The sequence below is a fragment of the Janthinobacterium sp. BCJ23 genome (genome assembly GCF_059617945.1).
Genome location: NZ_JCAQAW010000004.1, coordinates 299,395 through 320,362 on the forward strand (window position 1 = coordinate 299,395; position 20,968 = coordinate 320,362).

Annotated in this window: 24 protein-coding genes; 17 read left to right on the forward strand and 7 right to left on the reverse strand. The window is 63.7% G+C overall.

What is annotated here, in order from left to right; all coding sequences use genetic code 11:
• Positions 1-89: 89 nt before the first annotated feature.
• On the reverse strand, positions 90-1,649 hold the full coding sequence (locus tag AC54AG_RS15550) for an MFS transporter (protein ID WP_496630859.1): 1,560 nt from the start codon (positions 1,647-1,649) through the stop codon (positions 90-92).
• A 115-nt stretch (positions 1,650-1,764) separates the two neighbouring features.
• Between AC54AG_RS15550 and AC54AG_RS15555 the strand changes: the two genes are divergently transcribed.
• From AC54AG_RS15555 to AC54AG_RS15565, 3 genes are all read left to right on the forward strand, one after another.
• Positions 1,765-2,691 (forward strand): LysR family transcriptional regulator, encoded by a 927-nt coding sequence (locus tag AC54AG_RS15555; protein WP_496630860.1) that lies wholly within the window; start codon positions 1,765-1,767, stop codon positions 2,689-2,691.
• A gap of 313 nt (positions 2,692-3,004) precedes the next feature.
• Complete coding sequence (locus AC54AG_RS15560; RefSeq protein ID WP_496630862.1) at positions 3,005-4,126, forward strand: patatin-like phospholipase family protein; 1,122 nt, start codon at positions 3,005-3,007, stop codon at positions 4,124-4,126.
• Between the two features lie 86 nt (positions 4,127-4,212).
• On the forward strand, positions 4,213-5,859 hold the full coding sequence (locus tag AC54AG_RS15565; protein ID WP_496630863.1) for a methyl-accepting chemotaxis protein: 1,647 nt from the start codon (positions 4,213-4,215) through the stop codon (positions 5,857-5,859).
• Positions 5,860-5,878: 19 nt separating this feature from the next.
• Here AC54AG_RS15565 and AC54AG_RS15570 read toward each other — a convergent pair whose 3' ends face one another.
• Entirely contained in the window at positions 5,879-6,319 is a 441-nt protein-coding gene (locus AC54AG_RS15570; RefSeq protein WP_496630864.1) for a GFA family protein, read from the reverse strand.
• Between the two features lie 31 nt (positions 6,320-6,350).
• Entirely contained in the window at positions 6,351-6,767 is a 417-nt protein-coding gene (locus AC54AG_RS15575; RefSeq protein ID WP_496630865.1) for a hypothetical protein, read from the reverse strand.
• Positions 6,768-6,900: 133 nt separating this feature from the next.
• Here AC54AG_RS15575 and AC54AG_RS15580 point away from each other — a divergent pair, with 133 nt between their 5' ends.
• The 6 genes from AC54AG_RS15580 to phaP all read left to right on the forward strand — a co-directional run bounded on the left by AC54AG_RS15580 (position 6,901) and on the right by phaP (position 11,494).
• On the forward strand, positions 6,901-7,371 hold the full coding sequence (locus AC54AG_RS15580) for an SRPBCC family protein (RefSeq protein ID WP_219328262.1): 471 nt from the start codon (positions 6,901-6,903) through the stop codon (positions 7,369-7,371).
• 142 nt (positions 7,372-7,513) lie between these two features.
• On the forward strand, positions 7,514-8,407 hold the full coding sequence (locus tag AC54AG_RS15585) for a creatininase family protein (RefSeq protein ID WP_496631008.1): 894 nt from the start codon (positions 7,514-7,516) through the stop codon (positions 8,405-8,407).
• 54 nt (positions 8,408-8,461) lie between these two features.
• Entirely contained in the window at positions 8,462-9,733 is a 1,272-nt protein-coding gene (locus tag AC54AG_RS15590; RefSeq protein WP_496630866.1) for a YncE family protein, read from the forward strand.
• 115 nt (positions 9,734-9,848) lie between these two features.
• Complete coding sequence (locus AC54AG_RS15595; protein WP_485879596.1) at positions 9,849-10,220, forward strand: VOC family protein; 372 nt, start codon at positions 9,849-9,851, stop codon at positions 10,218-10,220.
• Between the two features lie 27 nt (positions 10,221-10,247).
• On the forward strand, positions 10,248-10,583 hold the full coding sequence (locus AC54AG_RS15600; RefSeq protein WP_051991844.1) for a hypothetical protein: 336 nt from the start codon (positions 10,248-10,250) through the stop codon (positions 10,581-10,583).
• Positions 10,584-10,858: 275 nt separating this feature from the next.
• Positions 10,859-11,494, forward strand: a complete 636-nt coding sequence (gene phaP, locus AC54AG_RS15605) for a TIGR01841 family phasin (RefSeq protein WP_034757122.1) — start codon at positions 10,859-10,861, stop codon at positions 11,492-11,494.
• 106 nt (positions 11,495-11,600) lie between these two features.
• Here the strand turns inward: phaP and AC54AG_RS15610 are convergent, their stop codons facing one another.
• Positions 11,601-12,629 carry an alpha/beta hydrolase gene (locus AC54AG_RS15610; protein ID WP_496630868.1) on the reverse strand — a complete coding sequence of 343 codons (1,029 nt, stop codon included), beginning with the start codon at positions 12,627-12,629 and terminating at the stop codon, positions 11,601-11,603.
• Between the two features lie 105 nt (positions 12,630-12,734).
• Complete coding sequence (locus tag AC54AG_RS15615) at positions 12,735-13,625, reverse strand: LysR family transcriptional regulator ArgP (protein WP_496630869.1); 891 nt, start codon at positions 13,623-13,625, stop codon at positions 12,735-12,737.
• 202 nt (positions 13,626-13,827) lie between these two features.
• On the opposite strand from AC54AG_RS15615, the gene AC54AG_RS15620 reads away from it, so the two are divergent.
• The 6 genes from AC54AG_RS15620 to AC54AG_RS15645 all read left to right on the forward strand — a co-directional run bounded on the left by AC54AG_RS15620 (position 13,828) and on the right by AC54AG_RS15645 (position 17,302).
• A complete protein-coding gene (locus tag AC54AG_RS15620) occupies positions 13,828-14,433 on the forward strand; it encodes a LysE/ArgO family amino acid transporter (RefSeq protein WP_034785705.1) in 606 nt (201 codons plus the stop codon).
• An 88-nt stretch (positions 14,434-14,521) separates the two neighbouring features.
• Positions 14,522-14,971 (forward strand): thioredoxin TrxC, encoded by a 450-nt coding sequence (gene trxC / locus AC54AG_RS15625; RefSeq protein WP_496630871.1) that lies wholly within the window; start codon positions 14,522-14,524, stop codon positions 14,969-14,971.
• 70 nt (positions 14,972-15,041) lie between these two features.
• The gene (locus AC54AG_RS15630; protein ID WP_496631009.1) at positions 15,042-15,551 is read left to right on the forward strand and encodes a MarR family winged helix-turn-helix transcriptional regulator; all 510 of its coding nucleotides are present in this window, start codon (positions 15,042-15,044) and stop codon (positions 15,549-15,551) included.
• Positions 15,548-16,297: a DNA alkylation repair protein gene (locus AC54AG_RS15635; protein WP_496630872.1), complete on the forward strand. Its 750-nt coding sequence runs from the start codon at positions 15,548-15,550 to the stop codon at positions 16,295-16,297. Before AC54AG_RS15630 ends, AC54AG_RS15635 begins: the two co-directional genes overlap by 4 nt.
• Positions 16,298-16,313: 16 nt before the next feature.
• Complete coding sequence (locus tag AC54AG_RS15640; RefSeq protein ID WP_496630873.1) at positions 16,314-16,649, forward strand: DUF6616 family protein; 336 nt, start codon at positions 16,314-16,316, stop codon at positions 16,647-16,649.
• Between the two features lie 62 nt (positions 16,650-16,711).
• Complete coding sequence (locus tag AC54AG_RS15645; RefSeq protein WP_496630874.1) at positions 16,712-17,302, forward strand: DUF1287 domain-containing protein; 591 nt, start codon at positions 16,712-16,714, stop codon at positions 17,300-17,302.
• Here AC54AG_RS15645 and pdxR read toward each other — a convergent pair.
• Positions 17,271-18,743 (reverse strand): MocR-like pyridoxine biosynthesis transcription factor PdxR, encoded by a 1,473-nt coding sequence (pdxR, locus tag AC54AG_RS15650; protein ID WP_072454687.1) that lies wholly within the window; start codon positions 18,741-18,743, stop codon positions 17,271-17,273. The genes AC54AG_RS15645 and pdxR overlap by 32 nt on opposite strands.
• 105 nt (positions 18,744-18,848) lie before the next feature.
• Here pdxR and AC54AG_RS15655 point away from each other — a divergent pair, with 105 nt between their 5' ends.
• On the forward strand, positions 18,849-19,289 hold the full coding sequence (locus AC54AG_RS15655; RefSeq protein WP_072454686.1) for a carboxymuconolactone decarboxylase family protein: 441 nt from the start codon (positions 18,849-18,851) through the stop codon (positions 19,287-19,289).
• Between the two features lie 80 nt (positions 19,290-19,369).
• Positions 19,370-19,666 carry a hypothetical protein gene (locus AC54AG_RS15660; protein ID WP_051991917.1) on the forward strand — a complete coding sequence of 99 codons (297 nt, stop codon included), beginning with the start codon at positions 19,370-19,372 and terminating at the stop codon, positions 19,664-19,666.
• Positions 19,667-19,746: 80 nt separating this feature from the next.
• Here the strand turns inward: AC54AG_RS15660 and AC54AG_RS15665 are convergent, their stop codons facing one another.
• Complete coding sequence (locus AC54AG_RS15665) at positions 19,747-20,922, reverse strand: multidrug effflux MFS transporter (RefSeq protein ID WP_034757161.1); 1,176 nt, start codon at positions 20,920-20,922, stop codon at positions 19,747-19,749.
• Positions 20,923-20,968: the final 46 nt, after the last annotated feature.

Genomic DNA, 20,968 nt, shown 5'->3' on the forward strand with positions numbered 1-20,968 from the left:
ACTTTTGAGGTGTTGCGGAGAAACATCAGGGCGGGCGGCGGCGCGTGGGCGCCGCCGTGTACGGCAGGAGGAACTATGATGGTCGTGAATTATTGCTGCACCTTGCAGGCGGGCAGGGCGGCCGTGCCCGTTGCTGCACCAGCTGGATGACGCAAAAAGGCCAGGATCAGCAGGGCCGAGGCCGTCGTAATGCTGGCCAGCACATACAGCAAGTGGCGGAAGGCGGCGCCATACGCTTGCGCCAGTTCGGCGGCGCCGGCCTGCGGCAACAGAGCGCCCGCATGGCGTAATTCTCCCAATGCCAGGAAGGGCGCCGCCAGCGCCGCCTGCTCCAGGGCGAGGCCGGGCACCTTGCCCAAGGCCGCCATCGTGAGCGTACCGAGCAGCGCGCTGACGATGGCCAGCGCCAGGCCTTCACCCGCCACACGCGTCGTATTGAAGATGCCGGCCGCCATGCCGGCCCGTTCGACGGGCACGATGCTGATGGCCAGGCCATCCATCAAGCCCCACGGCAGACTGATGCCGCAGCCGATCAGTAGCAGCGGCCCGATCAAGGTAGCTGGCGCCTGGCCCGGCACGCAAGTGGACAGCCACAGCAAGCCACCCGCCGCCAGCAGCAGGCCGCTGGCGCAGATGTGCGCGGCGGCGATGCGTTGCGCCGCCATGCCGGCCAGGATCGGCAGCACTAGCATGGGCGCCGACAGGGCGATCATCATGCGTCCCGCCTCCAGCGCGCTGTAGCCTTCGATGCCGATGAAGCGGGCTGGCAGCAAGACCAGCAGCACGACAAAGGAAAACGCGGGCGCGGCGGCCAGCAGCTGCACGCCGGCAAAGGCGGGCAGGCGGAACAGGGTCAAGTCCAGCATGGGCCGTGCCGCGCGCCGCTCCACGCGGATGAACACGCCCAGCAGCAAGGCCGCGCCACCGAGCAGCCCCAGGCTGGCGGCGCTGCCCCAGCCGCTGTCGGGTGCCTGCAGCAAGCCATAGGTAAACAAGGACAGCGCACCGGTAAACGTCAGGGCGCCCGGCCAATCGACGCCTTGCGCCTGTGGGTCGCGCGATTCGCGCATGGCCCGCGCGGCGGCCAGCAGGGCGGCCAGGCCAGCCGCGGCCGTGGCCGCAAAAATGGCGCGCCAGCCCGTGTGGGCGATGAGCGCGCCCGCGAGGAAGGGGCCGAAGGCCAGGCCCACGCCGAAGGCCGTGCCGATCAGGCTGAAGGCGCGCGCACGGGCGGGGCCGTCGAATTCCTGCGCCAGCGCTGCCAGTCCGCTCGACAGGGCCATGGCGCAGCCCAGGCCCTGGACGGCGCGCAGCACGTCGAGCCACACAATGCCGGGCGCGGCCGCCAGTGCCAGCGCGGCGGCGGAAAACACGGCCATGCCCAGCAAGAACACGCGCTTGCGGCCATAGCGGTCGGCCAGCGCGCCGGCCACCATCAGGCAGCCGCCAAAGCTGAGCATGAAGGCGTTCGTGATCCACGCCAGCGCCAGCGGCGTGCCGTGCAGGTCGGCGGCGATGGAGGGAATGGCGATGGCCGGCCCTGTAAAACTGAGCGGCATGCATAGCGCGGCCAGGCAGACGGCTGCCAGCACCAGCGTACGCCGTGCAGTTGCTGGTTCCGGGGCTTGCGCGGGAAGATTCGTATCCATGGGAATGATTCCAGAAAGAGGGAATCCGATGATAATATGGACGTAATCTGTGAAAAAGTGGCTGAAAATCCGCTCATAGCGGACAAATATTCCCTAATAGAGACAGCGAGGTCGCATGGATAATCTGAATGGCATTGCCGCCTTCGTGCGCGCGGCGGAAACTTCCAGCTATGTGGCGGCCGGGCGGCTGCTCGGTGTGTCGGCCTCGGCCGTGGGCAAGAGCGTGGCGCGGCTGGAAGAAAAGCTGGGTGTGCGCCTGCTCAACCGCAGCACGCGGCGCATCAGCCTGAGCAACGAGGGCGCGCTGTTCTACGAGCGTTGCCAGCGCATCCTTGCCGACCTCGGTGATGCCGAGGCGGAACTGTCGCACCTGGCAGAAGCGCCGCGCGGCAAGCTGCGTGTCAGCCTGCCCGTGATTGGCTACCGCATCATCCTGCCCCTGCTGGCGGAATTTACCCGGTTGTACCCGGAGATCGAACTCGACCTCGATTTCAACGACCGCCTTGTCGACGTGGTGGCCGAAGGCGTGGACGTGGCCGTGCGCAGCGGTACGCTGACCGATTCGCGGCTGATGGCGCGCGAACTGGGGCCGTTTGCCTTTGCCATCGTCGGCTCGCCCGCGTATTTCGCCCGCCATGGCGTGCCAGCCACGCCGCGCGCGCTGGAAGAGCACGCTTGCGTGCGCTACAAATTTCCCACCACGGGCAAGTTGCAGGAATGGGCATTGCAGCGCGCCGAGGGCGACAGCGGCGGGGAGTTGCGCTTGCCGACCGCCTTGACTTGCAACAATATCGAAGCCTTGATCGGCGCCGCCACGCAGGGCGTGGGCCTCGCTTATCTGCCTGACTTTATCGTGCGCGACGCCATCGCGCGCGGCGAACTGCAAGCCGTGCTGACCGGCTACTTGCTGCACTCGAGCAAGTTCTGGGTGCTGTGGCCGTCAAGCCGCCACCTGTCGCCGAAGATTCGCGTCTTTGTTGACCATTTGTGTACCCACTTGCATTTCTCTTCGCTCCCTCCCGGCCCCGCGCCACTCCTTTGATCCCCCTGGCCGCCGCGCTGGCGGCTGCTTGGGGAATATTCCTACCCAAAAGCGATTAATCCTAACGCCGCCGAATTTATATTTGCTGCACCGCATCAAGCTATGCCGCACGGCATCAACTTATACCCTTTCTGAATACCCATCATTCGTTATGGAAATTGCCATAAGGAATTTATTTATGTTAATTTCATATCTGTTTCTGCAACATTGCATCGGCTCGCCGCTTGCGGGGACATGGGCAGGATTAGGCGCTATCAGCGTGTAGTAACCAACAATTAAGGGATGATAGTCCCGTTCCGTTCAGGGAGTGTGCATGAAGACAGTCACGACGACACCGCCGGATCCGGCATCAGCCGCGACAGCGAAACCGGCCCGCAAAACGGGTTTGCTGCTCGGTGGCGGTGCACCAAATTCCACCTTGATCGCCGGTGCCCTGGCCGCGTTTCTCGATGAGGGCATCGAATTCGACGTCATTTCCGCCTCGGGCGCCGGTGTGTTGATGGGTTTGCTTTACACGACGCCGCACGAAGCCACGCCGCGCCAGGCCTTGCAAAGCTGGGCCGACACGGGCGTGGCCGACAGCATCTACAAGATGATCCCGATCAATTACAAGGTCTTCCAGAAGCCGGGCATGCACGCGAGCACTTTCCGAGACGCCTTCCAGCCGCCGGCCAACAATCCTTTTTTCCAGGCATTCCAGCAAACGTTTGCGGGTGTGCCCACGGCCTGGTCCGACTGGGGCAAGCTGATGGTGTCGTCGCTGTCGCCATCGGACTTGTCGGCGAAAAGCCTGGGCCTGTGCGCGCATTTGCCCTTCCTGGAAAAAGCCGTGGATTTCTCGGGCGTGGCGCGCATGCGTCCCGATTTCTACATCAATGCCTATAACCTCAGCGAGCACCGCATGCAAATCTGGGGCAAGCACGAGATCGAACCGATCCACGTGCGTGCGGCCCTGTCGTTTCCTTTCCTGTATGCACCGACGACCATCGCCGGCGACGACTACATCGAAGGCGCGGCCCTCGACACGCTCAATTTCGACCCGTTTATCGAAGGCAAGGGCGAGCACCATGACGCTGACACCCTGGTCATCCTCGACATCCTCGGCGACGAGCGCTTGCTGCGCAAGCCGCGCAACCTGTACGACGCCTGGGTGCGCTCCATCATTACGCCGCTCGTGAAAATTTCCAAGAGCGAGCTGCGCCTGTTTGAGCTCGAGCACAACACGGATGCGCGCACGGGCCAGCCCAAGCGGCGTTTGCTCAAGCTCGACCTGATGGGCGGCATCCCGGAGCAGCACTGGCCCGACACCCTGGACTGGTCCAGTTCGAACATGCAGTTGCTGTTCGACGTGGGCCACAAGGCGGGCCTGGCGTTTTGCCGCCAGCATGGCGACTTGCTGCGCCGCTTGCCTGACGCCGCCCCGCTGGCGGCCTAGCCGCTAGCAACCGATCCCGGCCACCCGATCGGCAGCTACTCATCCTGCCTGGCCTTGCCAGGCCACCTTTTTTACTGTGACACACCATGAATATCACCAAGCAATTAATTCTGACCCTCACCATCGCCTTGCTGGCCCTGCTATTGCTGGGCGCCGGCGGCGCCATCCAGCTGCAGCGCGCCCAGGAGCGTTTCGACACCGTGCAAAACCGTATCATTCCCAGCATCCAGGGCTTGAATGCGGCCAAGGGTTTCCTCGCCGATTCGCGCCTGGCCGGCTACCGCCTGTCCGTATTCTCGAACCTGGCCGACAAGACGGCGCTGGACAAGGCCGTGGCCGACGCCAACACGAATTTCGACAAGGTCATCGCCACCTACCGCGCCGAGCGCTTGTACGATCCGACGGACAGCAAGATGCTCGACGCCGACCAGGCCGCCATGGAAGCCTACCGCCGCGCGCTGGCGCCATTCTTTGCCGCCGCCTACGCAGGCGACATGGATGGCGTGCGCGCCACCTTGCTGGCCGGCACGCCGCTGGCCATCACGGCCGCCGCCGCGAAAAAGAGCATGGATGACCATATCGCCTACAACAACAAGCTGGTCGACGATGTAAAAGCGGAAAGTCTGGCCGCCTACGACACGGCGTTCAGCACCATGCTGGCCGTGCTGGGCGTGGCCGTGCTGCTGACGGGCGCGCTGGCCTGGCATATCTACCGCACCATCAGCGGTGGACTGGGCAATATCGAACATACCCTGGAGCGCGTCAGCGCTTCGCTGGACCTGTCCGCCGCCATGCCCGTCGAGCGCATGGATGAAGTGGGCCGCACGGCCACGGCCTTCAACAAGTTCCTCGAGCGCATCGTCGGCGTGATCGCCACCGTGCGCGCTTCGGCCGATACGGTCAGCGTGGCGGCCGCGCAGATTTCCGCCGGCAACGCGGACCTGTCCGTGCGCACGGAGCAGCAGGCGTCGTCGCTGGAAGAAACGGCGTCCAGCCTGGAAGAGCTGACCTCGGCCGTGCGTCAGAATACGGACAATGCGCGCCAGGCGAACTCGCTGGCCGTGTCCGCCTCGGACGTGGCACGCAAGGGTGGCGCCGTGGTGGCGCAAGTGGTGGGCACGATGGGGTCGATCAACGAATCGGCGAAGAAGATCGCCGACATTATCGGCGTAATCGACGGCATTGCCTTCCAAACCAATATTCTGGCGCTGAATGCTGCCGTGGAAGCGGCCCGCGCGGGCGAGCAGGGCCGTGGCTTCGCCGTGGTGGCCACCGAAGTGCGCAACCTGGCCCAGCGCTCTGCGGCGGCCGCCAAGGAAATCAAAGGCTTGATCGAGGATTCCGTGGATAAAGTCAACACGGGCAGCGCGCTGGTCGACCAGGCGGGCGCGACGATGGAAGAAATCGTCGTCAGCATCCGCCGCGTGACGGACATCATGGGCGATATCGCCAACGCCAGCCACGAACAAAGCGCCGGCATCGAACAGGTCAACCAGGCCATTTCGCAAATGGACCAGGTCACCCAGCAAAACGCGGCCCTGGTGGAAGAGGCGGCCGCGGCCGCATCCTCGCTGCAAGACCGCGCGGTCGAGCTGGTCGACGTGGTGGCCGTGTTCCGCCTGCGTGGCGATGCTCAGGGAAAGGCGTTGAAAGTGGCGGGCGGCTTGCCTGCCCCGGCAACAGCTGCCGCCAGCCGGCGGGTGGCGCTGCCGGGACGTAGTGCTCGCGGCTAAATCTTTTGACCGCTCCGGTTCATTTAATGGAGGTATTAGGGAAAAAGCGCAGGTATCCAGCGATGTCAGGTCCGCCTCCAGCAAGTTTATCTTTTGGATGGAGTCGGCCTTCGTTGACTGCTACCTCTTCAAAGTCAAACGGGCTGATTCCTTCCAGGCAGGCCACATTGATCCCGAATTGATCGGGTTTTGACCGGCGTTGGTGATGTGTGTATATCCCGCATTTTGAGCAGAAATAGTGCTTCGCTTGCATGGTGTGAAACTGATAGAGCGTGAGCAATTCCTCTCCAGAAGTGATCTCTATATCCTGAAGCGCCGCAGAAACTGCTATCGCACCGCGCATGCGGCAATAGGAGCAGTTGCAGCGCCGTGCCGTATTGAGTCCGTCGCTAAGTCGAACTTGAAATCGTACAGAGCCACAATGGCATGAACCTCGTAACTTCCCATCAGTGCTGTTCATTTTTTTCCTTTCAATGACGGCTTATGGCCGTTCAATCAAAGACAATCCGCTGCCCCACCTCGAATTGATTCTCATGGCAATAAAACAGGATAAGCGGCGTGTCCTTCGAATAGATCATCGCGTCGTCACGTGACGGCACAAAAATATCCGACCAGTTCTCGATCAGGAACGCACTGCTGCAGACGAAGCATGCGTCTTCTCCAAACACCACGACGACCTGCTGAATTCCCGGCACACGAGCACGTAACCAGCTGCTTGCGACGGCCACATCGTCTCCGGAGGCGAGCCGCTCGATTGAATCGACGGTGTCAACGTTCAGGCCGGGATGCGTCTTCGAGTCATGAAGACCAACCAAATCATAGGCACGGCGAGCTTCCTCGGCATCCAGCCAGGCAATATCGGCCGAGTGATGCTGTAGCTCCTGAACTCTCCAATGTGTTGCATTCATAATTTTCAAAATCTAAGGGCTCTTGGCCAGCGTTTCTAGGGTAGCATCGTGCCCAGGTGTGGATACATGCCTTGTCATTTGTTTGTATAGCCAGAATGCAATTATATTGATATTAATAGGGAGATACCCACTGATGCAAATCGAAGAAAGCATCCACATTGCAGTCCCGCCCACGGTCGTCGATCAGATTTGGAGCGAGGTCGACCGATGGCATCAGTGGGATCCGGATACAAAGCAAGCCCGGCTCAATGGGCCATTTGCGGTGGGAACACATGGCCGTATCGTTCCCAGCAAGGGGATGGGCATTCCCATGCTCGTCACGGAGCGCTCCGCGGGCCGTTCGTTCACCGTCGAAGGCTACATCCCTTTGTTCCGCATCCATTTCGAGCACACGGTGGTTGCCGCAGATGGCGGATCGGAAGTCGTTCACCGCGTGTGGTTTACGGGAGCGCTTGCCTTTTTGTTCGGGCCAGGCGTTGCCAGGCAAGTCCGGGACGGGCTTCCCAGGACGATGCGCTCGCTCAAGGCCTATGCCGAGAAGCGCAACGAGACTCCCCATGATGGTGAAGCGGCGGGGCCAGCGCGACAACAGCCTGATAGATAGTTTCCCCTCGTCAATTCCTTGCAAACTGCCGCGTCAAATTAACGTGCCGTTCCCCTCATGATGGAATACAATTCTTGCGTGGCAGCCAGCTTGCCTGGCAATGCCGGGCACGGCGCCTTTGACCTCGGAAAGATGTTTGCTTATGACTCTGCAGTTCCCCCTGCCGAATGTACCTCTTGCGCCTTGCGCGCCATCGAGTCGGTCCCAGCCATTCGGCTCCCTGTTTGCCCTGACCCTGTTCTGCCTGATTCCAGCCGCGTCCGTGATGGCGGCTGCGCCCGCCAGCAGCAGCGTGATGCTGGAAGAGCTGACGAGCACGGAGTTGCGCAGCCGTATCGACCACGGCGCCACGACCGTGTTGGTGCCGATAGGTGGCGTCGAGCAGAGCGGGCCGTATATCGCGCTGGGCAAGCACAATGTGCGTGCCGGGCTGCTGGCGCGGCAGATTGCGCAAAAGCTGGGCAATACCATTGTCGCGCCCGTCGTTTCCTATGTGCCCGAAGGTGCGATTGTTCCGCCGGCCGGCCACATGCGCTTTGCCGGCACCATCTCGATACCGCCCGCCGCTTTCGAAGCCGTGCTGGAAGGGGCGGCCGCCAGCCTGCGCCAGCATGGTTTCCGCGACATCATCTTTCTCGGCGACCATGGCGGCTATCAAAAAAACGAGCAGAACGTGGCCAACAAGCTCAACCGTGCCTGGGGCAAAGCCGCCACCGCCAAGGATGCGCGCGCTTACGCCTTGCTCGACTACTATGACATCACGCAATCGGCGTATATTGCCGAGCTGCAGAAACGCGGCCACAGCAGCGCCGAGATCGGCCTGCATGCGGGCTTGGCGGACGCGGCGCTGATGCTGGCGACGGACCCGTCGCTGGTACGCAGCGAGGCCATGGCGCACGGGCCGAAGCCCGGCGTGGCGGACGGCGTGCGCGGCGATGCCTCGCGGGCGACGGCGGAGCTGGGCCAGATCGGTATCAAGCTGCAGGTGGACACGTCGGTGGCCGCCATCAAGCAGCTGCTGCAACGTACTAAATAATTCCGCTGGAAGTGCTGAACTTCCAGCTTTTGCAACGAAACGACGCGAAATTACATGAAAAAATCTCAACGACGCACCATCGTCACCTTGTCCGCCCTGGCTGCCGCATTGGCCGGCCTGGGCGTGGCCAGCCAGGTCATCGGCGCCAGCACGCCGGCCCCGGCCGCCGTAGCGCCGGCCGCCGCCTATTCGCCGCTGCCGGGCATGCCGCCGCTGGTGGATCCGAAAAACGTGTACGGCAGCATCGCCAGCAGCAATATGAGCCCCGTCGTCAAGGATCATTTGCGCCGCGTCTATGTGCCCAATCTGCGCTCGAACGATGTGTACGTGATCGACCAGGAGAGCCTGAAAGTGGTCGACAAGTTCAAGGTCGGCAGCGGCCCGCAGCACGTCGTGCCGTCGTGGGACTTGCGCACCCTGTGGGTGGCGAACAATGCCGAGCGCACGGACAAGGGCAGCTTGACGCCAATCGACCCGTTGACGGGCAAGCCGGGCAAGGAAGTGCCCGTCGATGACCCCTACAATATGTACTACACGCCCGATGGCAAGTCCGCCATCGTCGTGGCCGAAGCGCGCCACCGCCTCGATTTCCGCGATCCGAAGACCATGGCCGTGCAGTATTCGATCGACACGCCCCAGTGCGGCGGCATCAACCATGCGGACTTTTCGAATGACGGCCGCTACGCCATGTTCACCTGCGAGTTCGACGGCACCATCGCCAAGATCGATCTGGTGGGCCGCAAGGTCGACGGCTACCTGAAATTGCAGATGCCGGCCAAGCGCTTTGCCGAGTCCGGTCCTGTAGGCGGCCCGGCGAATGAAATCTGCAGCGTCAAGAAAGGCATGCCGCAAGACATACGGATCTCGCCGGACGGCAAGAAATTCTTTATCGCCGACATGGACGCCGACGGCGTGCACATCGTCGATGGCGCCACCCTGAAGGAAATCGGCTTCATCCAGACGGGCGTGGGCGCGCACGGTCTGTACCCTAGCCGTGACGGCAAGAAATTGTACGTGGCCAACCGCGGCACGCACCGCATCCATGGCAAGGCGAAGGGCAAGGGCAGCGTCAGCGTGATCGATTTCGCAACGGAAAAAGTCGTGTCGAACTGGCCGATTCCCGGCGGCGGCAGCCCCGACATGGGCAATGTGTCCGCCGACGGCAAGTATCTGTGGCTGTCCGGCCGTTTCGACGACGTGGTCTACCGCATCGATACGAACAGCGGCGACGTTGCCAAGGTCAAAGTCGGCCAGGAGCCGCACGGCCTGACCGTGTGGCCGCAGCCGGGCCGCTATTCGCTCGGCCATACGGGCAACCTGCGCTAGGCTGGCGCATGGCGCTTCCTGGAGTAACTGCGGCGGATATACAGTCGTGATTGCCTAAAAGGCAATATTGGCGCATACTGTATTTTCTATTCCACTACCTCCAGGGAGCGCCACCATGATTCTTGATCACATCGGTTTGAATGTCAGCGATGCACAGGCCAGCAAGGCCTTCTTTTCGGCCGCCCTGGCGCCACTGGGCGTATCGGTGGTGATGGAAGAGCAGGGCTGGGTTGGCATGGGCAAGGATGGCAAGCCCGATTTCTGGTTCGGCGTGGGCGACAAGCCGCATGCCGGCATGCATCTGGCCTTCGCGGCGGACAACCGTGGCCAGGTGGACGCATTCTACAAGGCCGCGCTGGAAGCGGGCGGCAAGGATAATGGCGCGCCAGGCATCCGCGCCCTGTACCACCCGAATTACTATGGCGCTTTCGTGCTGGGGCCCGATGGCCACAATGTCGAAGCCGTCTGCCACCGTCCCGAGTCTTGACGCCGGGCATTACCTGAAGAGAGCAGCATGAAGCACAGCGCCACCCTGTTTGCCGACGATGCCGGCCGCTATGCCTACGTCAAAGCGGGTTTTTCCTGGCCGGCCCTGTTCCTGGGCTCGTTCTGGGCCGTCGCCAAGCGCCGCTGGTGGCTGTTGCTGCTCATGCTGGCGATGGATGCCTGCCTGTGGTTTGGCAGTCATCTCGCCACCGGAATGCGCATCGGCCCGATGATGCTGCTGATGGCCGGCGCGGAACTCAGTTACCTGCTGGCGCGCGGCTGGTATGGCAACCGCTGGCTGGAAGCCTCGCTGCGCAGCCATGGCTACAAGCCCGTCGTGCCAGGCACGGGCGCCGTTGGCTGAGCCTGCCTGGCACAAATATCTCCCTCTGTTACTGACGTTTGCCAAGGGCAAGCTGTCCAGTACAAACTTTCTGCGCTGCCTGGCGCACCTTTGATCCAGATCATCCCTCACCTGCGGTGCTCACGTAGCCTTGGGACTCGCGTTGCAAAGCATCTTCCCACCAACCGGATATGTTTTTTCGCGTTTCGTGGCGTAGCCCGGCCGTCTGCCTCACCCGTTCGACAGCCGGTGGTGCCGCCATATGTCCACCCAACCGCTATTTAATGAGGAACTCCATGTATCCATATTCCCGTAGTGTTACCCCCGCCGCCAAAAACCACCTGGAAGCACAACTGGCTTTTTTCAATGGCCTGTCGAAGTCGCTGTTTCAATCGATGCAGCAGTTCAGTGACCTGAACATGCAGCTGGCGCAAGGCTTGCTGGAAGAAACCACGGTTACCAGCCAGAACCTGCTGACGGTCGAGCGCGCTGAAGATGCGTTCCAGGTGGCTGCCGCATCGGGCCAGCCAGCCGCCGAGCAATTGCGCAAGTACCAGCAACAGGTGTCGCGCCTGGCCGCCGATACGCAGGTCGAACTGGCCAATGTGGCAGAGCGTCATGTGAATGAAACGAGCCGTACCGCCAAGGCCCTGGCCGAAGAAGTGGCCCGCACCGCTTCGGAAGAAACGGAGAAAAACGTGCGCAAGCAGCAGGAAGCGATGCAGCGCATGGCCGAACCGTTCCAGGCTTATCAGCAAAACGGCGCCAACCGCGACCAGCAACGTGGCGCGCAAAGCCGTGACGGTCAAAGCCTGCAAAGTGCCAGCCACCAGGGCAGCCAGCAGTCGGCCGGCAGCGAAGGCTCGGCCAGCGGCAGCGCCTCGCAAGCGGGCTCTGCACAAAGCAAGAGCGGCGCCAGCCGCAAAGAGTAAGCACGAGGCTGCTTGCAGCTGAGCCGCATCGCGAGGGCCGAGCCTTGCTATGCGGCCAGACGGCACGCGGTATCGTGCGTATTGGTTCAGGCAGAACGCCCGCCCTTCATGGGGCGGGCGTTTTGTCGTAGGCGTGCGGCTCAGGCGCCGGCATGGCCGCGCCAGGTACGTGAGGCTGCAAGGCTATGCCTGCCGGCAAGGCTGTATCTGACAAGACCGCGGACAAGACTGCGGACGAGGCCGCATCACCGCTCCCGGTCCCGCTGTTCGCATCGATGAAGGCGCTGACGGCATCCAGGGTGGGTGCCAGCCTGCGCAAGGGGCCGGCCAGCGTGGCGACCAAGGTGGCGTGGCCCACGTGGTCGAAATAGGTTTCCGTCACGGGCCGGTGCAGCGCCCGCAAGGCGCTGGCCAGGCCGCCCGTGTTGCGTTGCGGATTGACCAGCTTGTCCTTGCCGGGCAGCGGGGCGATCAGCAGGGCGGGCGGGGCGTCGGCCGTCACATGGTGGATCGGCTGCGAAGCGGCGGGCGTGTCCGGGTAAAAAAAGACGGGCCGGGTCGTGGTGTTTTCGATGGGCAGGAAATCATAGGGGCCGGCCAGGCCTATCCAGCCCCGCAAGTCGTGCGGACGCATGCCGTGGCGCGCCAGCAGGCTGGCGTCGAGCGCCAGCATGGCCGCATTGTAGGCGCCGGCGCTATGGCCCATGACGAACAGGCGCGTCGGGTCGCCGCCATGGCGGCGCGATTCCATCGCGGCCCAGGCCACGGCGCGGGCCGCATCCTGCAAGATCTCGGGGTAGTGCACGTCCGGATACAGCCGGTAATCGGTGATCACGGCCAGGTAGCCGCGCGCAGCGAGCGCGTGGCCGACGAAGGCATAGTCGGCGCGTTCGCCCGTCGTCCAGTTACCGCCATAAAAGAACACCACGACGGGCACGGGTCCCGTGCGGGCCTTGGGGGCATACACATCGAGTTTCTGCCGTGGCAGGGGGCCGTAGGCCAGGCCCCGCGTCACTTGCGAGGCGCTGCCGGACGACAAGGCATTGATGGCGGTCAAGGGCGAGCAGGCGGCCAGGCCGGCAGCGAGCGGGATGGCCGCCAGCACGCCGAGCAGGGTGGTGCGCAGGATCGTCATGCAAGCTCCCGATGTTGGTGGATGATGCTTGCAGTGTAGGCCAGGCTGGGCAGGGCGCACACGGGAAAGTTGCTCTCTAGCATAGATAAATGTTGCATGCGTCAATCAATCCTGTAACAGCCATTTGCGCGCCGTGGCGATGACGGCGTCCGACAGCGTGCGCGTGAGGGGCGTCTGGATATCCCAGGCATGCCAGGTCAGGGGCACGTCGAGCGCTTGCCCGGCCGCCACGTCGATGAGCCGGCCGGCGGCCAGCGCCATTTCCGCCTGCAGCAAAGGCACCATGCCATAAGCATAGCCCGCTTCGATGAAGCGTACGAAGTCGCGCGCAGAACCGAGCACATGGTGCGGATAGCGGCCCGTGTAGCCGAGCCGGTGCTGCAGGTAGCGCTCGTGCAGCGCATCCTTGCTGCCAAACGTGATGGCGGGCGCCTGGCTGACGGCTTCCACCGTAAAGCCATGGGGAAACCACTGCTGCGCGAACCCTGGTGAGGCCACGCACAGGTAGCGCATGCCGCCCAGCGGCGTGGCCGTGGTGCCGGCCACCAGGTCGTTGGCGCTGGTGACGCAGGCAAACACGCGCCCTTCGCGCAGCTGGCTCAGGGTGTGGTCCTGGTCGTCGAGGCGGATATCAAGCAGGCAGGACGGCGGCAACAGCAGCGGCCCCAGCGCTTCCGGAATCCAGGTGGCGGCGCTGTCGGCGTTGACGGCGATGGCCAGCGCCGGCAATTGCGTGGTGGGGCCGGGCTGGGCGTCGAGCGCCGCTTCGAGCAGCTTGACTTGCCGGTAATGGGCGATCAGGCGCTGGCCCGCTTCCGTCGGCAGGGGCGGGTGGCTGCGGATGATCAGCAGGGTGCCTTCCAGATTTTCCAGGGTGCGGATGCGCTGCGACACGGCCGGCTGGCTGATCGCCAGCGCCTGCGCGGCCTTTTCAAAGCTGCCCAGTCCGATCACGGCGTCGAGGGCGGCCAATCCACGGTAATCGACGACACGCATAAGTTTCTCTTATATATGGTTAAAATCATTCATTATACTTATATTTACTTTTTCTTTACACTGTTGAAATAGGGTAACAACTCCACTCTGCCGCGCGGTCCTCCTGGTTCCGCACCACCCTCCACCTACCTCTGATGACTTTGCCTTTGCCGGCAGAGCGTGGGCGGCCGTGCGCGCGATGGAAAGCAATAAAGGAATCGATATGGACAGCGCAATCTTCTTGAAAGGCATGGGGCTCGGCGCGAGCCTGATCGTGGCCATCGGCACGCAAAACGCCTTTTTGCTCAAACAGGGCTTGAAGCGCCACTACGTGCTCACCTGTATCCTGGTCTGCCTCGTGTGCGACGCGATATTGATCACGGCCGGCGTGGCCGGCATGGGCACGTTCATCGCCGACAACCCGAATTTCCTGCTGTGGGCCAAGGCCGGCGGCGCCACGTTCCTGATCGCCTACGGCTTGCGCGCGGCCAAGTCCGCCTGGCGCCCAACGGCCCTGACGGTGTCGGCCGCCAAGTCGCCCGAAGGCTACTGGGCCGTGATCGGCGCGGCGCTGGCGTTCAGCCTGCTGAATCCGCACGCCTTCCTCGACACGGTCATCCTGCTCGGCTCGATCGGCGGCCAGCATGAAGGCGTGGGACGCTTCTACTTCGCCGGCGGCGCCATCATGGCGTCGGCCCTGTGGTTCTTCCTGCTGGGCTTTGGCGCCCGCTACCTGGCGCCCGTGTTTGCCAAGCCCATGGCCTGGCGCGTGCTCGACGGCATCATTGCCCTCGTCATGTGGGCCATCGCCGCCTCGCTGTTCCTGTAAGCGGGACAAGCGCCGCAGCCTGCCTGCGGCGCGCGGCAATTCCCCGTAGAATAGCCGTCAACTTGACGCTATGCTTTCCAGGAATGCCATGACCACCACGCCAGACTCCCTGCACATCGTGTGCTCCCATTGCGACGCCGTCAACCGCCTGCCGGCCGCGCGGCTCGCAGAACAGCCCACTTGCGGCAAGTGCCAGAAGGATTTATTCACGGGCCAGCCCGTGGACCTGGCCAGCGCCCGTTTCCTCAAGCATATCGAACGCAGCGACATTCCCGTGCTGGTCGACTTCTGGGCGCCGTGGTGCGGCCCGTGCCGCAGCATGGCGCCATTCTATGTGCAAGCCGCCAAGACCCTGGAGCCGGCGTTTCGCGTCGTCAAGGTGAATACGGAAGCGTCGCCGGACCTGGGCAGCCGTTTCAATATCCGCAGCATTCCCACTCTGGCCCTGTTTCGCAAGGGCGTGGAAGTGGCGCGCCAGCCGGGCGCCATCGATGCCAATGCCATCGTCGCGTGGGCGAGGGACAAAGCCCGCCTTTGAGCCGACAGGAAAACCAGCACGGTTTTCCATTTGACATTTAATATGGCGCCATATTATATTGCGCCATATGATAAAACTCGAACAGAAATACACGGCCTTGCTCGGTGACGTGCAGCGCCGCGCGCTCGGCGCGCACACGCAGGCATCGATCGGACGCTTGCGCCTGTGTTTTGAAGTGCTGGGCCTGGCGTCCGCCATCGATGGCGATTGCGCTGTGCGCCTGGGCCGGCATGGCTTGTCGGAAGGGAAATTTGTGCTGCTGTCTCTGTTGCGCGACGTGCCCGACGGACTTTCGCCGCACGCACTGGCCGAGCGGGCAGGCGTGACGCGCGGCACCATCACGGGCTTGCTCGACGGCCTGGAACGCGACGGTTTCCTCGCGCGCCATGCTGACCAGCTTGATCGGCGCAAGCTGCTGGTGCGCCTGAGCCCCAAGGGAGAAGCGGCCGCCGCGACCCTGGTCGATGAGCACGCGCAGTGGATCGCCAGCCTGTTTGCCGATTTCACGCCGGCAGAAATGCAGCTATTGAATGCGCTGCTGGAAAAAGCCTGGCGCAAGACGGACCGGGGTGCCGCATGAGCCGCGGCATCGCCGACATCGCGCCCGCGCGCCTGGCCCTGCTGAACGGGGGCAATGTGCCCAGCGCCACCCTGACGGAAGGGCTGGCCATCGATTTCGCCCAGCTGCTGGCCGCGGCCGTGCCCGGTATTGGCGCCGCCGCCCGCCTGGAGCAGATGCGCGCGCAGGCGGCAGACGGCATCACCAGGCGCATGGCGCTGGCGGCGCAATTGCTGTTTGACGCGCAAGTTGACCTGGCGCTTTTGCAAGGACACGCCTCCGACACGGTACGCGGCTGGGTCTGCTTTGCCATCGCCGCCCAGGCTGGTTTGACCTTGCCGCAGCGGCTGGCCGCCATGCGGCCGCTGGCCGACGATGGCCACTTCGGCGTGCGTGAATGGGCCTGGCTGGCGCTGCGTCCCCATCTGGCGGCGCATCTTGACGAGGCCATCACCTTGCTGGCGCCGTGGACGGCGGATCCGTCGGAAAGAGTGCGCCGCTTTGCCTGCGAAGCGCTGCGTCCGCGCGGCGTGTGGTGCGCGCATATCGCCCGGTTAAAGGCGCAACCGCAGCTGGCCTTGCCCGTGCTGCAGCCTTTGCGCGCCGACCCGGCCGTCTACGTGCAGGATTCCGTGGCCAACTGGCTCAACGATGCGGCCAAGAGCCAGCCGGACTGGGTGCGCAGCCTGTGCGCGCAATGGCTGCTGGAAACCCCTGCCGCTGCCACGCAACGCATCTGCAAGCGCGCCCAGCGCTCGCTTTCTTAATTCTTGGGAGGAAAATATGCATTATCTGTTAGAACTGTACAGCCCGAAACCGGCCTGGCTGGCCCTCGAAGGCGCTGCGCGCCAGGCGTATTTCGACAGGGTCGGCGCCGGCATGGCGGCCTTGTCCGGCATGGGCGCCGAAGCGCTGGCCATGGGCGCCATCGATGGCGGCAAGCTGCACGCGGCTGCCCGGCAATTCTATGCTGTCTGGCGCTTCCCGGACGAGGCGGCACTGGACGCCTTGCTGGCCGGCATCGCCGCCACGGGCTGGCATGATTACTTCGACACCATCAATGCGGCTGGCACGGCCGTGGATTTCCCTGGCCACCTGGCGCTACTGGCGGCCATCTAAGCGTACGGCGTTTTCCTTGCCGCTGCGGTAAAGTTGGCATTTCCATCCGAACACTGACGTTGATGCCAACCAAACTGCTCTCCACCCTGTTGCTTGCCCTGGCGCCCATGCTGGCGTCAGCAGTCCCTGCCACCCCGCAAGCCCTCGTCGCCGCCGCCCGCAAGCAGGTGGGCGTGACCGTGCGGTACGATCCGCGCTACGAACGGCTCGCCTATCCGGGCGGCGATGTGCCGCTCGAGCGGGGCGTGTGCACGGACGTGGTCGTGCGCGCTTACCGCCAGCTGGGGCAGGATTTGCAGGTGCTCGTACACGAAGACATGCGCAAGGCGTGGCAGGTGTACCAGCAGCAGGGACGCTGGCAGATGAAGGGACCGGACCGCAATATCGACCACCGCCGCGTGCCGAACCTGGGCACCTACTTTGCCCGCCACGGCACCAGCCTGCCGCCAAGCAAGGAGGCGAACGCCTACCGCGCGGGCGACATCGTCACGTGGCGCCTGCCGGGCAACCTCACGCACATCGGCATCGTCAGCGACAAACAGTCGTGGGGCGGCGTGCCGCTCATCATCCACAACATCGGCGAGGGCGCGCGCGAGGAGAATATTCTGTTCAGCTATCCGATTACCGGACACTACCGCTGGCAGCCGCGCTGACGGATACGGGTGCTATTTCCTGCAGGATCGCCAGCACCTTGGCCAGCGCCGTGTCGATATCGAGCTTGTCGATGGCGCCATAGCCGAGGAACAGGCCTTCGTGGCGGGCGGGGCCATGGTAAAAGCTGGCCAGCGCATACAGGCTGATGTCGGCCTGGCGCGCGCGGCGCTGCAATTCGGCGATATCGAGCGGCGCCTGGGCCAGGGCCGCCACGTGAAAGCCGGCGCTGGCCGGCACCAGGCGGAACCATGGCGCCAGCGGACCGTTGAACCAGTGCAGCAGACGCTCGCGCCGCCCCGCATAGATGTCGTGGCAGCGTCGGATGTGGCGCAGCAAATGGCCGTCGCCGATGAACTTGGCCAGCGCATGCTGGCCCAGGCTGGCCGTATGGCAATCGCTCAGGTATTTCACCGTCTGCACGGCGGCCACGATGGCTTGCGGCAGCACCACATAGCCGAGCCGCAGTTCCGGCAGCATGATCTTGGAAAAGCTGCCCACGTGCGCGACGATGCCGTAGCGGTCCATGCTTTGCAGCGCGTCCTCGGGCCGGCCCTCGTAGCGGAACGCGCTGTCGTAATCGTCCTCGATGATGATGGCGCCCAGCTGTTGAGCCCGCTCCAGCAAGGCGTGACGGCGCGCCATGCTCATCGGCATACCGAGCGGGAATTGATGCGCGGGCGTGACATAGATCAGCCGCGTGCCGTCCGGGATTTGCCCGACGATCAGGCCATCCTCGTCCACTTCAATGCCCACCACGCGCGCGCCCTGGCTGGCGAACACGGCGCGCGCCACCGGGTAGCCGGGTTCTTCCACGGCAACCGTGTCGCCCGGTTCCAGCAAGGTTTGCGCCAGCAGGTGCAAAGCTTGCTGTGCGCCGCTGGTGACGAGCACCTGTTCTTCTGTGCAATGGATGCCGCGGCTGAAGGCGGCATGGCCGGCGATCGCCGCGCGCAAGGCGGGCAAGCCTTCCACAGGACCATAACGGCCGCGCGCCTGGCCACCCTGGCGCAGCGCGTGCAGCATGCAGGCGCGCCATTCATCCTGCGGGAAGTGCGCGGGCGTGGCACGTCCGCCGATGAAGGCGTAGCGCGCCGGCGTTTCCTGGCTGGCGCGGCGCAAGGGCGTGGGCGTCGCTTCCCAGCGGGCGATGCGCTGCGCGCTGGCCAGCGGCGCGCTGGCGTGGCGGCGCTGCGGCGAGGCGTGCGGCGTCTGCACGAAGCTGCCCACGCCCACTTTGCCGACCAGCAGTTTTTCATAGCCGAGCTTGTCATACACGTCGGACACCGTCTTGCGCGACAGGCCCAACTGGCTGGCCAGCAGGCGCGAGGGTGGCAATTGCTGGCCGTCCGTCAGCCGGCCCGAGCGGATGGCTTCGCTGAGCTGGCGGTACAGCTGGCCGCCCAGGTCGCGCGTGCCGTCGATCAGGATATGTAATTCCATGGTGTGTCTGCTGGTGGTCTGCTGTTTTTCGGGGAGATTGGCCTGCCGCACGTACTTCTTGCGCTTCTACAATGATGCATCTCTACTTTATCAAGGAATGCCATCATGACACAGCAACGACTCGATTTCATGCAAGCCTCGCCCGATGCCATCAAGGCCATGTACGCGCTGGAAGCGGCGATCGCCAAGCTGGGCGTCGAACACTCGCTGCTCGAGCTGATCCGCCTGCGCGCCTCGCAAATCAATGGCTGCGCCTTTTGCGTGGACATGCACACGAGCGACGCGCGCAAGGCGGGCGAAACGGAGCGCCGCTTGTATGCCGTGTCCGTCTGGCGCGAAACGCCGTTCTTCACGCCGCGCGAGCGGGCCGTGCTGGCCTGGACGGAAGCGCTGACCCTGCTGCCGCAGAATCACGCGTCCGATGAAGATTATGCTGCGCTGGCGGAACAATTGACGCCGGCGGAAATGGTCAACGTCACCCTGGCCATCGGCTCCATCAATACCTGGAACCGCCTGGCCGTGGGCTTTCGCAAGATGCCGGAATAAGTTCTTTGTTCGTTCGCGAACAGACGCATGGCTTGCCCCTGCGTAGGCTGGCAGGACGATTGATCAGCCAGGGAGCCGCCATGCAAGTACCTATCGGGGAAGGCGCCGACAAGACGCCCGAGCAACAGGAAGAAGCGCGCCGCGAATTCATCGCCGAACTGTGGCGGCGTTTCGAAGCCTTGCAGGAGTGGGCTGTCAGCCACTGGCCCGACCAGCAGCACCCGCTCAGTTCCGCCGACTTCGTCGAGACGCGCAAGGAGATCTTGAGTCTGCGTTCGCCGGCGGGGTCGTTGAACCAGCCGTCGCAAAAGGATGAAGCGGAACCGGAGCAGGGCGGGGCGCAGTACCTGGATGTGACGCCAGCGCCGTGGCCGTAGGTCGGATTAGCGCTTGCGCGTAATCCGACGTCACCCGCCAACAATGTTGTCGGATTACGGCCCTCCGGGCCTAATCCGACCTACGCGTTGCTTTTGCCTTGCGCAAACACCCAGCAAACCAAACTCACCAGCAGCCCCGCCATCACGCCATACGCCAGGTTCAAGGCGCTGTCGAACAGCAGCGGCGCCACCAGGCCCGAGACGAGGGCGAACAGCAGCATCTGGATGAACGACTGCATCGACGAGGCCAGGCCACTGTTGTTGGGGAAGTGGTTCAGGGCCATCAGGGTCATCGGCGGCATGGCGATGGACAGGGCGAATGAATAGAAGAACAGCGGCAGCACGGCCCACGGCACTTCGGCGGCAAAGACATAGTTGTAGCCGATGTTGGCGGCGGCCGCCACCAGCATCAGAATGAAGCCGGCCCAGATCATCTGGCGCTGGCTGTAGCGGTGGGCGATTTTCGCCGACAGGGCCGAGCCGAACACCATGCCGCTGATCAGGGGAATGAACAGCCAGGCAAACGCCGTTTCCGGCAGGTGCAGGATGTTGATGATGAAGTAGGCGGCCGAGCCGATGTACAGGGCGAAGCCGCCAAAGGCGGCGCCGATGGCCGTCGACAGCAGCAGGAACTGGCGGTGGCACAGCACTTTCCAGTAATTGACGGCGATGTCGCCCAGGTGGAAGGCTTGGCGCTGCTCCTTCGGCAAGCTTTCCGGCAGCGCGCGCCAGACGACGACGAACATCAGCACGCCGAACGCCGTGAGGAACCAGAAGATCCAGCGCCAGCCCAGGCCCACTTGCAGCCAGCCGCCCAGCACGGGCGCGATGGCCGGCGCCAGCGCGAACACCATCATGATGTGCGAGAGGATTTTCTGGGCGGCGGCGCCCGAATAGCGGTCTTGCACGATGGCGCGGCCGATCACGGAACCGGCGCCCGCCGACAGTCCCTGCAGCACGCGCCAGGCCAGCAGCCAGCCCAGCGACGGCGCCAGCGCGGCGCCCACTGAGGCGATCACATACAGCACCAGCGAGACGAGAATCACTGGACGGCGGCCGAACGAGTCGGACAGGGTGCCGTAGAACAGCATCATGAAGGCGAACGTGAACAGGAAAAAGCTCAGGGTTTGCTGCACCAGCAGGGGGCTGGCATTGAAATCTTGCACGATGGCGGGGAACGACGGCAGATAGGTGTCAATTGCAAGCGGTCCGACCATCGCCAGGCCCGCCAAGATCCATGTTAATAATTTAGTCATGTTAAACAGTGTTTTTGTTAGTCCGTCATTTTACGCTAGTGGCAAC

Excerpts from the sequence above, each read along its gene's own strand:
- AC54AG_RS15615 (WP_496630869.1), bottom strand. The coding sequence starts at position 13,625 with ATGCGTGTCGTCGATTACCGTGGATTGGCCGCCCTCGACGCCGTGATC.
- AC54AG_RS15555 (WP_496630860.1), top strand. The coding sequence starts at position 1,765 with ATGGATAATCTGAATGGCATTGCCGCCTTCGTGCGCGCGGCGGAAACT.
- AC54AG_RS15565 (WP_496630863.1), top strand. The coding sequence starts at position 4,213 with ATGAATATCACCAAGCAATTAATTCTGACCCTCACCATCGCCTTGCTG.
- AC54AG_RS15590 (WP_496630866.1), top strand. The coding sequence starts at position 8,462 with ATGAAAAAATCTCAACGACGCACCATCGTCACCTTGTCCGCCCTGGCT.
- AC54AG_RS15595 (WP_485879596.1), top strand. The coding sequence starts at position 9,849 with ATGATTCTTGATCACATCGGTTTGAATGTCAGCGATGCACAGGCCAGC.
- AC54AG_RS15580 (WP_219328262.1), top strand. The coding sequence starts at position 6,901 with ATGCAAATCGAAGAAAGCATCCACATTGCAGTCCCGCCCACGGTCGTC.
- pdxR (WP_072454687.1), bottom strand. The coding sequence starts at position 18,743 with ATGGAATTACATATCCTGATCGACGGCACGCGCGACCTGGGCGGCCAG.
- AC54AG_RS15560 (WP_496630862.1), top strand. The coding sequence starts at position 3,005 with ATGAAGACAGTCACGACGACACCGCCGGATCCGGCATCAGCCGCGACA.
- AC54AG_RS15585 (WP_496631008.1), top strand. The coding sequence starts at position 7,514 with ATGACTCTGCAGTTCCCCCTGCCGAATGTACCTCTTGCGCCTTGCGCG.
- AC54AG_RS15665 (WP_034757161.1), bottom strand. The coding sequence starts at position 20,922 with ATGACTAAATTATTAACATGGATCTTGGCGGGCCTGGCGATGGTCGGA.
- AC54AG_RS15575 (WP_496630865.1), bottom strand. The coding sequence starts at position 6,767 with ATGAATGCAACACATTGGAGAGTTCAGGAGCTACAGCATCACTCGGCC.
- AC54AG_RS15610 (WP_496630868.1), bottom strand. The coding sequence starts at position 12,629 with ATGACGATCCTGCGCACCACCCTGCTCGGCGTGCTGGCGGCCATCCCG.
- AC54AG_RS15645 (WP_496630874.1), top strand. The coding sequence starts at position 16,712 with ATGCCAACCAAACTGCTCTCCACCCTGTTGCTTGCCCTGGCGCCCATG.
- AC54AG_RS15640 (WP_496630873.1), top strand. The coding sequence starts at position 16,314 with ATGCATTATCTGTTAGAACTGTACAGCCCGAAACCGGCCTGGCTGGCC.
- AC54AG_RS15655 (WP_072454686.1), top strand. The coding sequence starts at position 18,849 with ATGACACAGCAACGACTCGATTTCATGCAAGCCTCGCCCGATGCCATC.
- phaP (WP_034757122.1), top strand. The coding sequence starts at position 10,859 with ATGTATCCATATTCCCGTAGTGTTACCCCCGCCGCCAAAAACCACCTG.
- AC54AG_RS15570 (WP_496630864.1), bottom strand. The coding sequence starts at position 6,319 with ATGAACAGCACTGATGGGAAGTTACGAGGTTCATGCCATTGTGGCTCT.
- trxC (WP_496630871.1), top strand. The coding sequence starts at position 14,522 with ATGACCACCACGCCAGACTCCCTGCACATCGTGTGCTCCCATTGCGAC.
- AC54AG_RS15635 (WP_496630872.1), top strand. The coding sequence starts at position 15,548 with ATGAGCCGCGGCATCGCCGACATCGCGCCCGCGCGCCTGGCCCTGCTG.
- AC54AG_RS15550 (WP_496630859.1), bottom strand. The coding sequence starts at position 1,649 with ATGGATACGAATCTTCCCGCGCAAGCCCCGGAACCAGCAACTGCACGG.
- AC54AG_RS15620 (WP_034785705.1), top strand. The coding sequence starts at position 13,828 with ATGGACAGCGCAATCTTCTTGAAAGGCATGGGGCTCGGCGCGAGCCTG.
- AC54AG_RS15660 (WP_051991917.1), top strand. The coding sequence starts at position 19,370 with ATGCAAGTACCTATCGGGGAAGGCGCCGACAAGACGCCCGAGCAACAG.
- AC54AG_RS15600 (WP_051991844.1), top strand. The coding sequence starts at position 10,248 with ATGAAGCACAGCGCCACCCTGTTTGCCGACGATGCCGGCCGCTATGCC.